This is a genomic window from Streptomyces sp. NBC_01477 (assembly GCF_036227245.1).
In the GTDB taxonomy this organism is placed as follows: Bacteria; Actinomycetota; Actinomycetes; order Streptomycetales; family Streptomycetaceae; genus Actinacidiphila.
Map to the genome: position 1 here is coordinate 4,445,104 of NZ_CP109445.1, position 13,944 is coordinate 4,459,047.

Annotated in this window: 8 protein-coding genes; 2 read left to right on the top strand and 6 right to left on the bottom strand. The window is 64.8% G+C overall.

Annotated features, from left to right (window positions below):
* The 6 genes from OHA86_RS18615 to OHA86_RS18640 form a co-directional block, all read right to left on the bottom strand.
* On the bottom strand, positions 1 to 2,748 hold the full coding sequence (locus OHA86_RS18615) for a site-specific DNA-methyltransferase (RefSeq protein WP_329176819.1): 2,748 nt from the start codon (positions 2,746 to 2,748) through the stop codon (positions 1 to 3).
* Positions 2,726 to 5,902, bottom strand: a complete 3,177-nt coding sequence (locus OHA86_RS18620) for a BPTD_3080 family restriction endonuclease (protein WP_329176821.1) — start codon at positions 5,900 to 5,902, stop codon at positions 2,726 to 2,728. Before OHA86_RS18620 ends, OHA86_RS18615 begins: the two co-directional genes overlap by 23 nt.
* A gap of 77 nt (positions 5,903 to 5,979) precedes the next feature.
* Positions 5,980 to 7,314: an AAA family ATPase gene (locus tag OHA86_RS18625; RefSeq protein WP_329176822.1), complete on the bottom strand. Its 1,335-nt coding sequence runs from the start codon at positions 7,312 to 7,314 to the stop codon at positions 5,980 to 5,982.
* A complete protein-coding gene (locus OHA86_RS18630; protein ID WP_329176824.1) occupies positions 7,311 to 8,810 on the bottom strand; it encodes a hypothetical protein in 1,500 nt (499 codons plus the stop codon). The genes OHA86_RS18625 and OHA86_RS18630 overlap by 4 nt, the downstream gene beginning before the upstream one ends.
* Positions 8,807 to 9,817 (bottom strand): hypothetical protein, encoded by a 1,011-nt coding sequence (locus OHA86_RS18635; RefSeq protein WP_329176825.1) that lies wholly within the window; start codon positions 9,815 to 9,817, stop codon positions 8,807 to 8,809. Before OHA86_RS18635 ends, OHA86_RS18630 begins: the two co-directional genes overlap by 4 nt.
* A 181-nt stretch (positions 9,818 to 9,998) precedes the next feature.
* Entirely contained in the window at positions 9,999 to 10,847 is an 849-nt protein-coding gene (locus OHA86_RS18640; RefSeq protein WP_329176827.1) for a hypothetical protein, read from the bottom strand.
* A gap of 319 nt (positions 10,848 to 11,166) precedes the next feature.
* On the opposite strand from OHA86_RS18640, the gene OHA86_RS18645 reads away from it, so the two are divergent.
* A complete protein-coding gene (locus OHA86_RS18645; RefSeq protein ID WP_329176829.1) occupies positions 11,167 to 13,551 on the top strand; it encodes an AAA family ATPase in 2,385 nt (794 codons plus the stop codon).
* Positions 13,548 to 13,919 (top strand): hypothetical protein, encoded by a 372-nt coding sequence (locus tag OHA86_RS18650; RefSeq protein ID WP_329176831.1) that lies wholly within the window; start codon positions 13,548 to 13,550, stop codon positions 13,917 to 13,919. The genes OHA86_RS18645 and OHA86_RS18650 overlap by 4 nt, the downstream gene beginning before the upstream one ends.
* The last annotated feature ends 25 nt before the right edge of the window (positions 13,920 to 13,944 follow it).

Below are 13,944 nucleotides of genomic sequence, written 5' to 3' on the forward strand. Positions count from 1 at the left end.
TCAGACCTCGATGGCCTTGAGTACCTCGTCGCCGTAGTAGTTGACAACCTTCAACGCGATCCGGCCGGAAGTCGGTTTCGGGAACGGCCGGGACTTTGTGGTGAAGAGCGTGGCCAAAGCGTCCTCGTCGATCTCGCCCTTTAGCGCCTTACCGAGACGCTCGTAGGGGTTGAGGCCGGTGGGTTTGCCGTTCTCGCCCGCGAAGTACACGTGCCGGACGAAGAACGCCTCGGCGTTGTAGTCGGTGTCGAGCGACCACATCATGATGTCGTCCGGGCCTTCGGAGCGGACCTGGCCCGTGGTCGGGTTGAAGACATCGAGGCCCTTAATCTCGACTACGAGCTGGCCGTCGTCGGTCTCGGTCACGTCGATGTCCGGCTCGCCGAAGACCGTGAAGAGGTTGCCGCTGCCGGTGTTGGCCAACTCGTCGCCCATCGCGAGGTCCGGGTTCATCCGGACGTTGAGCACAGCCATCTTGCCGACGCGACGCTCCTGAATGACGGCAGCGAACTCGCCCTTTTCGTAGTTGATCTCGTTGGTCGCCTCGGTCGCGTTGGCGTCGAAGGCGAAACCGAGGATTAGGAGGAGGTCGATCTTCCCCTGGGCGAGAGCCTCGCGGGCTGCACTCTTGATGAAGATCGGGTCGACGGTTCCATACTCAGGACCGAGGGCAATGCCGACACGGGTGGGGGTACCTTCCTCAGCGTCCTTGCGGATCCCGACAGCGGTGAGGAAACGTCCGGACACCGGCTCGATCGACTCGAACTCCAGTCGTTCGCTGCGGTAGCCGTTCTGTACGCCAGCCTTCTTGACGTGCTCGAGGATGGTCTCCTCGTAGGAGGCGCCAGACGGCATCATCTCTGCGGCCTTCTCGGAGGCCGGGACCTCTTCGTCAAAGGAGACAGATCGGTGGGGGGAGAGCGACTCAACGGTAAAGGGACCGGAGACGCGGACGGCCTTCTTATTCTCGTACGGACGGTCGTAGAGTGTCTCGAACTCGGCGTGCTTTGCGATCGCCTTGTCGATCTGCTCCCGCGTCATGCCCTCCTTGATATCCGGGTTATTCGCGATGGACTTGAGGGTGATGCGCGAAACCCGTCCGTAGACGAAGCCGCGCCGAATGTCGTACTTGGAGGGCGAGCGGTCGTACTGGTGCTGGTTCTCACTTGCCTCCTTCGCCTTGCCTTCAGGGGAGTCGGCGAGGAGGTAAGCGGGGTACTTCCCGCCCATAAGGCGATGACGGGCGAGGGCGATCGCCACGCGCGATGTATCGATTGTGATCCAGCGGCGTCCCCACTGCTCGGCTACAAATGCGGTGGTACCCGAACCGCAAGTGGGGTCAAGGACGAGATCGCCAGGATCAGTCGCCATGAGCATGCAACGCTCGACAAGTTTATTTGCGCTTTGGACGACGTAAACTTTGTCTTCCGTGAAATTTCCGGTTCCCATGTCGGTCCATACATTGTTCACCCCTCGATAGGGGAAGTCATCCTTGGCTCGAATGTATCGAAGACTGTTCCGCGCAGAGTGAATTCTGCTGGCGAGGATGAGGCGCCGCATTCCTTCCGGCCCAGTTTTCCAGTATCCAACGCTCGGGCGGTAGGTCTTCCCCTCGAAATTGACAGGAAAATCTCCTGGGGGGCGCTGGCTGGTCAAATTGTCCGGCTGGTAGATCCTTGCTCCCTCGGGAAGCTGCGACTCATCCTGCAACTCCTCCGAAGTGGCGGACCTGCGCATCCCATCCGAATTCTGAACCCACTTATATCCCGTGCGAGAACTTCTTGCTTCGATCCAAGTTTGTCGGAATTTTAGGTTTTCTCGGTTTCGGGCATACATGAGGATGTAGTCGGATACGCCGGCAAGATACTGTGAAGTGGCGCTCGTTGTCTTTGTGACCGTGATGCACGAAACGAAGTTCTCCGGGCCGAAGATTTCGTCCATAATAGAGCGGACAAGATGGAGATTCTCGTCGCCGATCTGCACGAAAATCGACCCTGAGTCTGTGAGGAGTTCTCGCGTGATGCTCAAGCGATCGCGTAGGTACGAGAGGTACGAGTTAACGCCCAGTTCCCATGTGTCACGAAAGGCACGGAGTTGCTCGACCTCTCGTGTTACAGACGTGAGATTTCCGTCGCGCACATCGCGGGAGCGCGTAGAAACCTGCCAATTGGAGTTGAACTTGATCCCATACGGCGGGTCGATATACACCATTTGAACCTTGCCTCGCAACTCCTCCCGCTCCGCAAGGCTCGCCATTACCTGGAGCGAGTCGCCCAGGATCATGCGGTTGGTCCAGTTCATCTGATGGTGGTACCAGTCGACCTTGTCCAACTCATCGGGGATACCGTCGTTGAAGAAATCTGTGCCGAAAAGAGCCAGTCCCTCGTCGGTCCCATCTCCCGAATCGGCCGCCGCCTTCCGTTTCTTCGTCTCCTCCATCAGCTGCTTAACGAGGTAGCGCGGTTCGATGCGCTCCTGCCGGAAGATCGCAGGGGCAGGGACCTCAAGGTCGTGGCGGTCCTGCTCGTCCTTGCCCTTCCAGACCAACTGGGGGTCGAGTGCAGGGTCGCGCGGGTAGAGCAGCGTCTTGGACTCCTCGACTTCCTCCGTGACGAGGTCGATCGCGTCCGCCGTGGGATTGTTCACTCGTGTTTCCTCATGCTTTATGGCCTGCACGGCCTTCGTACTGTTTGCGGCGGTACCTCCGCGGGGAGCGGCCATGTCCTTACTTCCCTTCCCGAACGTCACCCTCGAAGTACTTCTTCTCGGCCTCACGTGCTGTGCTGAACAGGTCTTCCCAGTCGTAGCCATCCGGGTCCGGCGCCCCGTCGTCGTACGGGAAGGCATCCGCGTGCAGACCTGTGACAGCCCCGTTCACGTACAGGCTCTCGATGGCCACGTTCAGGTGCGTCTTGAACGAGGTGGGATCCTCCGACAGCTCGGTGTATCCCCACTTGCCGAAGCCTCCGTGGTTGTTCACCGCTGCGCACCACATCCGCGCTGTTTCCGCCTTCATGGCCCGTTTGCCCACTGACTTCCGGGAGCCGGACACCTCGACGATCAGGTGGCGCAGCTCGTCGTCCTCGCCGCGCGGCTTCAGCCGGACGATGAAGTCAGGCAGGTAGCGGTGCGTACGGCCGGCGTACAGGTAGGGGATCCAGAACTCCAGGTGGTCGTTCTTGACGTACGAGTCAACGTACTTATGGCCGTCGAGGATCGTGGCCAGGATCTGCTCCCAGGTGTTGCCGCCGATGCCGTCGAGAACGACGAAGTTCACCGGCGACTTGTCCTCCTCGGCCACGTGGATCGCCTTGGAAGTGAAGAAATCCACGTCATCTGAAGATCCCTCGGGCGCGTACCTGGCGAAGATCGGCAGGACCTTGGCGGAGTCGTTGCCCTCCTGGCGGTTCAGTGCCGAGAAGAACTGTTCTGCGGCCCGGCGTCCCTCCTCGGGCACTTCAGAGAGGATCGTCAGCGCCCTCTGGTCGTGCACATCGACGCAGCGTACGATCCACTCTTTGGCGAGCTTGGCCAGGTTCGGGAACAGCCAGGGCTTCGGTGCCTGCGTAGGGTCCTTGAGCCGTTCCAGTACACGGCTCGCCACCTTGAAGGCCACCTGCTGCACCCGTACCTCGCGTCCGCTGCCCAGCGAGTGCTCGACGCTCTCCCCGACGAGGCCCTCCACCGTGGCCCGGGTCGCTACTTCCTCGTTGACCTTGAACGGTTCGGCGTGCGTGAAGTCCGCGAAGAACTGCGCCTCTTCGATCTCGACCCGGTATCCCTCGAGGCGAGGGAAGGTGATCCGCAAGTGCTCGCGGTCCTTCATGGCCCGCACGTGCTTCGGCTCGGGGCGCGGCTTGGACTTGAGCTCGCGATTGGGGTCGGTCTGGATGAACTGGAACGGGATGCCGTACACGTCCGCGTACTCCGGCTCCAGGAGGCCCTCGCCGTTGACCGCGTACGAGATGCGCCGCAGCCCACGCCCGACGACCTGTTCGCAGAGCAGGTGGCTGCCGAAGGCGCGGACGCCGAGGATGTGGGTGACCGTATTGGCGTCCCAGCCTTCAGTCAGCATCGAAACCGAGACGACACAGCGCACGTCCTGGCCGAGCTTGCCCTTCTTGCCAACGGTGTTGAGTACTTCGCGCAGAAGGTCCGCGTCGGTCAGCGTCTCGACGTCTCGGTCGGGGAAGCGGGTGCGGTACTCCTCTTTGAACGCTTCCAGCTGCTCGGCCGCGGCCACCTTGAACTCGTTGCTCAGCTGCGGGCTGTCGGACTCCAGCTGGGTGGAGTCGACGAGGATGGTACGCGGGACGTGATGACGGCGCCCCTTCTCGTCGTAGTTGGAGAACAGTGCCAGTTCACCAGGGGCACCGAGACCATCTGTATCTGGCAGGTCACGGCCAGCGATGCGGTCGAACACCCAGCGTGAAACCGTCGTGTTGTTACAGACGACGATGAACACCGGCGGGGTCGTGCCGTTGCCTTGTGTCTCCTCCTCCCACAGCCGGAAGGACTTCTCGTAGTTGCGGTAGAGGCTACGGGCGGCGCCGTCCAGCACGCCGGGAAGGGACTGATCCGCGAGCGCCTCCGGCTTCTGGGAGCGCTTGGGCATATCGTCCCTTATGTGCTCCCAAAGGTTCAGATACGAGACGTCCTTGTGCTCTGCGTCGTCGTCGACCGGCACCCTTGGGATCTTGACAAGGCCGGACTCGATGGCGTCCAACAGTCCGAAGTCGCTGACTACCCAGGGGAACAGCGTTCCCTCCGGGTAGCCCGAGCCGTTGAGGTAGAACGGGGTAGCGGAGAGGTCGTAGACCGACTTGATGCCGGTTTTGCGCATGATGTGCTTCAGGCCGTCGAACCAACGACGGGCGTTCTCATTCTCCTCCGACGCCTGCTTCTTCTCCTCGCCGGTCAGGTCGTCAACCGTGACCGCGCCCTCCAGCGCCGCGGCCCGTGTCTGGTAGCAGTGGTGAGCCTCGTCGTTGATGACGACGATCTCGCCTTTGCTGCCGCCGAGGTCCCGCAGCAGGCGGTTGACCATCATGTCCGGAGTCTCGACGAACGGATCGTCCTTGGACTTCGCCAGTAGCAGTTTCTTCGTCTTGGAGGCGAGCCCCTGGCCTTCCTTAGTCGTCTTGAGCATGAATGAGTGGTAATTGGTGATCGCTACCTGTGCCTGGCCCAGTGCACCCCACAGGTCAGCCGGAACGACGTCCCGCTCCTTGTAGTAGTTGTTCGGGTCGGAGGGCATGAGCACCCGCAGCCGGTCGCGGATCGTGATCCCCGGGGCGACCAGCAGAAAGCGCTTTGCAAACCGCTTGTCCTGGGAGGCAGCGACCTTGTTGAGGGTGTTCCAGGCGATGAGCATCGCCATGACAACCGTCTTCCCGGAGCCGGTGGCCATCTTGAGCGCAACACGCGGCAGCCCGGCGTTGTGCTCGGCGTTCGCCTCCTCCAGATGCGCGCTCATCCAGGCCCTGCCGAGCTTGGTGCCGACCTCCGTCAGATAGACGGCGGTCTCGACAGCCTCGAGCTGGGCGAAGAAGAACTTCCGCTCGCGCTCCGGGTTGGTCCAGTACTCCAGCAGCCGGCGAGTCGTGGGCGTAATATTGGGGTAGCCGCTGTTGCGCCAGCGGCTGACCTCGGCACGGATGTTGCCGATGACGTCCTGGCCCTTGCGCTCTTCGATGATGCCGTCGAAGAAGAGATCGTCCTGAAAGACGCCCTGCGCGACCTTGCGACCCTTCCTCGCCCGCGGGACAGGCATCCAGGTTTCGCTGCGGCGCCGGCCCTCGGCCTGCTCCCCGCTCGGCTGACCTCGCTCGTCAAGCTGCCAGTGCTTGGTCGGCTCGTGGAACGGCGAATTGATGATTGGCTGCTCGATCGCTGTTGCCATGCTGTGCTGTTCTCCCTCAGACCGAGTTGTTCAAGACCGTAGCGCGATCCGTTGCCGTTACATGCCGGTTTGCGTGATTACAAGGCCCTGACCTGGTGCTCAGGTCGTTCCAGATGTCCCATGACCGTCTGATGAGCACGCCAGCCGTCCGGGAACTTCGGGGGGACGTCGAGGTGGACCGGACGAGTGGTGGGGTGCCGGTCGAGGAGGTCGCGGATGCCGGCGCGGGCCACGACAATGCAGGCGTGGCGGTGCCGCGAAAGCAACACACAAAGGCGCCCGGTCTCCAGATGGAAGGCGCTGGCGTCCTGACGGCCGGACAGGGGATGCCATACCAGGGTGACGTCGAACTCTCTCCCCTGCAGACGATTGGCTGTGTCGACAGAGATGTCGGTCAACCCCCGTTCCCGCAGTCGTGCGCGGACGGCGTCGGCCTGGAGGGTACGGGCCGCGCCGATCGCGATTCGCTCCGCCGTGACCGGCACACCGTTAGCGAGGGCGCCACGTTCCAGCAGGCGGGCGGCAGCCGCGGCCAACGCCTCGGCCACCTCGGGATCGTGATCGAGGGTGTGCCGGGCTTCGAGTTCCAGGTAACCCCATCCGCTTGCAGCGGCTCGGGCGAGGACATGGTCAACAGGGAAAGCAGGGTGAGGCGCCGTACTGAAGGACAGCTCTCGGTCCGCGGGCCCGGTTCCCGACTCGAAAGGGTAGTAGGGGTAAAAGGCCTGCTCAACCAAGGGAGCGGCGGTTGCCGGCAAGCGCCAAGAGATAGGGAGCTGGTGCCGAGCAAGATCGTCACGGTGAGCGAGAGTGACGTCCACCGCGTTGAGCAGCGGATCCCAGGTCAGGCCATGCCAGCGATCGCTGTCCACGGTGGAGAACGGGTCGAGTTGCCCGGGGTCGCCGACAAAGAGCACGCGCGAATCTTCGGGGTCGAACAGCGGCGCCGTGGCAAGGAGCGCGTCAGAACGCATCTGGTACGCCTCGTCGACGATCGCCCACGTCCAGGGCGCGCACTTCTCTGCGTCCACGTACGACCACTTTTTTGCGGTGGACACCACTACCGGTAGGTGGCGCAACTCTTCGGCCTTGTCGCTGCCGGTGATCTGGGGGTGGCGCGTCACTCGCTGTGGCAAGGCAAAGCCCCTGGCGTGCAGGCGTCCGAGCGGCAGGCTAGGGTGCTCCCTGGCCAGCCTGTCTGCAAGGTCGTCGACCTGCTCGTTCGTCTGGGCGACGATCATCACCTGGTTGCCGGCCGCAGTCAGGTGTCCAGTTGCCTTGACCACCAAGGTGGACTTTCCGGCGCCGGGTGGTGAGTCCACGACGACACCGCGCCCGCTGCGGTCAAGGTCTGCGAGGATGCCGGCCACGGCGCGGTCGGCCCGTTCGCTGGGGGAACCTGCGGCTGTCATTCCCAGGTCTCCTCGGCGTCTTCGGTGCTCGGCTGGTAGGGCTGTGGCGGACCGCCATGAGTCCACGGGGTGTTCTCAGTGGCTGGCAGCCGGGAAGGCACGCCGTTCGGGCTGAGGGTGGTGTAAGTCAGTTGTTCGCCCACTTCGGGGACAGCGCCGGGCGGCAGTGGCTGCTTGTAGCCGCGGCCCAAGCCGCTGGTGACCTGAAGGAGCGCTTCGCAAGCGCCGTCAGGAAGGTCCGTCAATCCCAACACCTCGGCGGCCTGGCTGCTGCGGGCCGGCGACCTGACCACAGTTCCCACGACTACGTCTGGGCGTTCCTCCGTACGCAGAGTGATAGTGGGTCGACGCTTCGGGGTCTTACCACTCAGATCGAGTCGATCCGGGTCGCGGTCGACCACCGCGCCAGTGAACGCCTCGCCGGTCAGTTCGTACTCCGCCATGACCAGCGGGTCGTCGTAGGCGCACTGGACCTGGTACTCGGCCTGTGCTTCCTCTAGGCGGGCCAGACGACGGGCCGCGCCAACCGCATGGTCACGACGGGCCTGAGGACGACCATCTTCTTCCAGGTAGGTGGCGTAGGAGGTGAAGGCTTCCCGATCTCGCTCCCAACGCCGGTCGACGTGTCCGCCCTTAGGCAGAGCACGGATCAGATCGATACCTCGCCACATCTGTCGCCAGGTGGGCATCAACTGCCCGCGTAGTTCGGCGTCAATCTGCCGTGCCGCGGACTCGCGGGCACCGTCAGTGGGCGCTTCACCGTAGTGGGCCATCAGCTCGTACAGGGTGCGATCGAAGGCCGGGTCCGTCGCTGGCCCGGCGGGAGGATAGCAAGTTGGATCCTCGGCCTCTCGGGCGGACTGGGCGCCAGTGAGCCCCTCGTGGGGTTCGATCCAGGCGAGCAATGAGGCCAGGTGGGAGTCCTCAGCCGAACTCTGACCGGTGACCCAGTGGGCGGCGAGCAGACGAGTCATGGCCAGCAGGATGCTGGTATTGGGAAACTCAGCCCGATCCGCAGCCCACGTAAGCCACTTGCCCAACAAGGGAACGGACGGTGCAACCGCGTAAGGCCCCTCAGTGGAGCGCAGCCGCGTCAGGCGGCCGAGCAGCGACAGGTACGCGATACCCTCGCCATTGGGCACCAGAATCTGAGGTGCGCGAGTGACGCGAGATCGCTCCTCCTTGCCACGCCCGGCGAAATAGGTCTCGCTCTGTGAGCGGCATCCGTCCAGGTAAGGCAGCAGGAGCGCGGCCAGGTGCTGCGCGAACTGAAACCGTTCGGCGATATTGCGTGGCTGCCTGACGGTCAGCAAAACCGGGTCGTCCCGATCAGTGCCGGCCATTGCTGCTAGCGGGGCGCATGCCTCACCAGCGAGGGTGAGCGGAATCAGGACGAACGGGTTGTCATCCAAGTGCTGGTGACGCACCGTGGCGATCGGTTCTGCACAGCCTGTACGGGTGGCGTGCAGGGACGCGACAGTCGTAAGTGTGCTCACGCGACATCCCCCCGGCGGGCCACACGCAGGTGGTTTGCTTTGCGCAACAGCTCGATTACCTCGGTCTGCCCAGTATCGGCGGCAGGTACGGCAGTGCCGTCGAGATGAGTCAGCGCGGTGTCCGTGGAGTCCAGTCCCGGCAGATCGTTGCGGACCGCACTGCCCAGTCGGGCGGGGGTGGCGCAGACGTCGGCCTCCTCTCGGCAGTATCGCGCCATCTCGCAGAAGGACAGACACTCTGGCGTGTAGGACGCGTCCAGCGCAGCTACGGACCAATCGAGTTCCGCGCGGCTGCGGGCGGACTCTTCACTGAGATCGAACGTCGCGTTCTTCGGCAAGAGCTTGGCAATGTCCTCAGCGCGGCGCAGCCGGTGAAGCTGGAACGCGATGGCGTCGCGCTCCTGCCGGATGTCGACGAGACGGCCGTAGGGACGGTTACTGAAGTCCTTCGGGCAAACCAGCAGGAACTGGTCGGCTATCAAGTCCTCGTCGAGGCCGACCTTGGTGAAGGTGCGACGCAGCGCGATGGCGTAGACGGCTGCCTGCTTGGCCGCTTCGGCCACGCCTATCGGGCTGGCCTGCCCGTCGATGGCGGGGAATGACTTGATCTCGACGAGGTGGAACCGGCCCTCGATGCGGTGAGTAAGGGCGTCGGGCTCCAGGTAGGCAGTACGTCCGGCCACCTCCAGATTGAGCACCGGGTGGTCAAGGATCAGCCTGTCTTCGTTCCCTGCGGCGAGGTGCCGAATAAGCCTGCGGGTCTCCTTCTCACGAAGGGGCAGCGATGTGGTGCCTCCGACATCGTTGAGGTCGGCGACTCCGGCTTCGGCCACGTGTGCGTTGACCTCAGCGCGCAGCAGCCTGAACAGTTCGGCGTAGCCGTCCCGCTTGACCAGTTCTTCGAAGGCCAGGCCACGGGTCAGAGCAAAGGGCGACTGGCCGAAGCGTGGTTCGTGGCCGATCCGCATGGCAAGCGCCGCCTTATCGATGCCGGCAGCATCGAGCACTGCGCGACGGGCACAGGCGGGATTGGCAGTTAGGGCCGTGATCTTACGTGCGTTGTACGACTGGGGGGGAAGCGGACCGCGCAGGCGGGCGAGTCTGTCCCCCGGACCGTCCGGGTACTGCACAGGCATGGTCTGTCTCGGTGTCTCTCGGCACTGCTGGCGGATGTGTCTCGGAGGGACGTCAGGAGGTGCTGGCGCCGCGCAAGATGTGCAAGGACGATACGCCGAACAACTGCTGCACATCACTGAGTTGAGTACGAGCTCGAGCTGCCGCCGACTTACGTTCGCAGTCATCTGCTTCCTGATGCACGGTCGCCTCGCTGCGAGCAGCAGCGATAATCCGCTCGGGATCCGGCTCGCCCAGCTCATGGGCTCCAGGAATATTGAAGGCGAAGCGGCGAAGCAGGCGCCAAGCCTCAGCCGGGGGGGAGTGCCCAGCCGCCGCTAGGCGCTGTATCTGCTCAGCTGTTCCGACCGCGTGAGTGAGGAAGTCTGTACGCGGGCTGAGGGGTGCAACAATGCGGCGCTCCAAGGGCCAATTCGAGACTGCCAGCAAGCCTCGGGCGGGATTGAGTCGGTCGTGCGTCAGCGCCGCGCAGATGTAGTAGGGACGGGAGTGGCCCTGCGCGGTGAAGGAGCGTTCCTCGTCTCGGCGCAAAGAAGCCAGCTTGGTCGGGACCAAAGGGTCAGCGAAGAAAGCTTGGTAGGCCGTCGAGATGAGCTTGGGCGACGCGGGTGCACCGAGGATCGCGAGTGCTTGGTTTACCTGCTCGCGCACCGGAACGCTGGCCAGGTCGCGCGGAGGTCGGCGCGTTGGGGCTGGGGCCTCAAGTTCGGATTCGATACCACCCCTTGGAGCCTCACCCTTAGCCGTCTCGACCGTGAGCGCCTCCTCCCATGCCTTTTCAACGCTGCGCATCTCCGCTCTGACGCGAGAGACAGCCGCAGCGTCACGAGCACGGCTCGCCTCACGCAGGAGCGCCCGCAACCGTGCCAGCTGGGCTTCTAGTTCTTCGATGGTCCTCGCCACGCAGTCAGGGTACATGGCGGCCCACGATTTTCCAAGCTTTTCCAATCAACTTCCAAAGTTCGCGGTCTTGTGGTTAAGGTCCTCCTCACCGGCTAGCGCCCATGCCTGACGGTTGCTCTGCACCACGAACACCGCTGCGCGCCAGATGAGTTGCTGCCTTTGCCGTGAGCAGGGCGCTCCTCACTCCGGACGTCCCTAACTCCGCCTCTGCACCCGTACCGAAGCTTCCGGAGGGCACCCCTTGTCTGAAGTTGAACGATCCGAGCAAGACCCGGACCACTCCGGTGGCCCCGTGCAACCTGCTGGAACCAGCGAACCCGTGGCTGTGGCCGAGCTCGTGGTCGCCCGTCTCGCGGCGGCGGCGCTCGGCGACCCCGTGAAGGCTCTTCTCAAGGAAGCGCTGGGCAGCGGGGAGGCGCAGGGAGCCTCGCCGGCCGACCGGGTCTACCTCGACTCAGTAGCCGTCGCCGGCTTCCGGGGCATCGGCCCGCGCACCTGGCTGAACCTCAGCCCCCGCCCCGGCGTCACGTTGGTCGTCGGCCGTAACGGGTCCGGCAAGTCCAGCGTCGCCGAGGGCCTGGAGACCGCCTTCACCGGCGTGAACCTGCGGTGGCAGGGGCAGGAAGCGCTGCGCGGCAGCAACTGGCGCAACCTCCACGACGGTGCCCGCCCGGAGATCGAGGTGAAGCTCGCCATCGAGGGCGACGCCGGGCGGAGCACACTCACCCGTACCTGGAAGGGCGACGACTTCGGCGACTCCGAGGGGGAGCTCAGGCGGCCCGGACACGGTCGTGTCCCCTTGGATCAGGTGGACTGGAAGCAGGCCCTGACGGACTACCGGCCCTTCCTGTCGTACGTCGATCTCGACCGCATGATCAGCGGCAAGCCCTCCCAGATGTACGACGCCATCGCCACTATCCTCGGCCTGGGCCACCTCAGTGCCGCCGACAGCAGGCTCCAGCAGCAGGAGAAGCGGCTCAACGACGCGGTGAAGGCGGCAAACGCCGAGGTGCCGGAGCTGAAGGACGCCCTGTACATGCTGGAGGACGACGACCGCGCGGTCCGGGCTCTGCTGGCCGTCGACGTCAAGGGACGGCCGGACTTCGAGACTCTTGAGGCGCTGGTGGCCGGCCTGCCGACGGCTGACGACGGCCTCGTCGGGGAGCTGCGTGCGGCGCTCGACGTGCGGGCTCCTGACGCGCGGCAGGTCGGGGCGGCAGTGGAGCAGCTGCGCCTCGCTCTCGCCGACGTCGAGGACGTACGTACGACCAGCGCCGAGGATGCCCTGCAGCGTGCCGCCCTCCTCGAGAAGGCTCTGACCCACAGCAACCGGCACCCCGGCGACGAGTCCTGCCCTGTTTGCGGGACGGACCAGGTGCTCGACGCGGCATGGGCCGCGAACGCCGCCGACCAGATCGCCGTGCTGCGAGAAGAGGCCAAGACCGCCGAGGACGCGCGCAGCGCGCTGCGGTCGGCCACGAGGGCGGTGCACAACCTCATCGAGACCCCGCAGCGGATCCCGGTCGTACTGGCCGACCCGTGGGGCGCCTGGCTCGGCTGCCGGACGATCACCGACCCGAGCGAGCTCGCCCGGCGCGCATACGAGACGGCCGTGACCCTGGCCGACGCCTGCGCCATGGTCAAGGAGCACGCGGCCGAAGAGCTCGAGAAGCGTGACGAGCGGTGGCGCCGGCTCGTCACCCGCCTGGCGAGCTGGACGGAAAGTGCCCGGGCGGCGGAGGACGGCAAGCCCCTGCTGAGCCAGGTCAGGAAGGCCCGCGCGTGGGTCAAGGCGCTGGCCTCCGAGCTGCGGGCCCAGCGCATGGAAGGCTTCGTCGACCACTCGCAGCGGATCTGGGAACGGCTCCGGCAGGAGAGCAACATCGACCTCAAGGGCGTGAGCCTGCAGGGAAGCGACAAGGCCGCCGTCCGCAAGCTGGTCATGGACGTCTCCGTCGATGGCACGGACGCCTCGGCGCTGAGCGTGATGAGCCAGGGTGAGCAGCACTCCCTCGCGCTGTCGCTGTTCCTGCCGCGCGCGGCCACGGCCGACAGCCCGTTCGGCTTCATCGTCATCGACGACCCCGTGCAGTCCATGGACCCCGCCAAGGTCAACGGACTCGCCGAGGTCCTGAACGAGCTGGGCGAGCACCGGCAGGTCGTCGTCTTCACCCACGACACCCGGCTGCAGCGTGCCTTCACGAGCCAGGAACTGCCGGTGACCGTCATCGAGGTCGAGCGGGGCGAGGGGTCCAAGGTCGCGATGAAGGCCGTGACCGACCCGGTCCGGCAGGCACTCGACGACGCACGCGCGCTCGCCAGCACCACTGGTCTGCCGCCGGCGGCACGGACCCACGTACTGCCCAGCCTCTGCCGTATCGCTCTGGAGAACGCCTTCATCGAGGCGGCCTGGATCCGTCACCACCGCACCGGCGGTCCCGAGCACATGCTGCACGCTGCCGTGAGCGACGCGGACAAGCTGATGAAGGTCGCGGCGCTGGCACTGTTCGGCGACATCGAGCGGACCGGCGACGTCTACCGGAAGCTGAACGCCCTCTGCGGGCCGCGCGCGGTGGATCTTTTCAAGCGGTGTCAGAACGGTGCCCACGCCTCGGGAGCGCAGATCACCGACCCGCACCGTTTCGTGGACGACGTCGAGGCCATCGCCCTGAAGGTGCGCAAGCCGGAGGTGACTGCGCCATGACCAGTTCCAGCACGTCGATCGAGGAGCTCCTGCTGACGGCTGACCGGCTGGTCGCCGGCGACCATCTCGGCGCCACGACCGTCGGCCGTCACCGCGGAGCCTCCCTCGCCCTGCGTACCGCCTTGGAGCTCGCCGTCGACCGCACTCTCGACGCCGCGGTGCCGGGGCTGGGTTCTTCCGCCACCCGGGCCAAGATGCTTTGCCTCCGCTGCTACGCCGAGGCGAAAACCGCCCGGCGAGCCAACGCCGTGTGGTCGCACCTCTGCCTGGGGTGCCACTACCACCAGTACGAGATCGGTCCGACGCACAGCCAGGTCCGCGCCTGGCGGGCTGAGGTCGGCGAACTGGTCCAGGAATTGACTATCTGACCGCTTGTTACCGGCTGGTCTCTGG

What these genes read in the sequence shown, in the direction of transcription:
- OHA86_RS18620 (WP_329176821.1), bottom strand. Translation starts at nt 5,902, where the DNA reads ATGGCAACAGCGATCGAGCAGCCAATCATCAATTCGCCGTTCCACGAG.
- OHA86_RS18625 (WP_329176822.1), bottom strand. Translation starts at nt 7,314, where the DNA reads ATGACAGCCGCAGGTTCCCCCAGCGAACGGGCCGACCGCGCCGTGGCC.
- OHA86_RS18650 (WP_329176831.1), top strand. Translation starts at nt 13,548, where the DNA reads ATGACCAGTTCCAGCACGTCGATCGAGGAGCTCCTGCTGACGGCTGAC.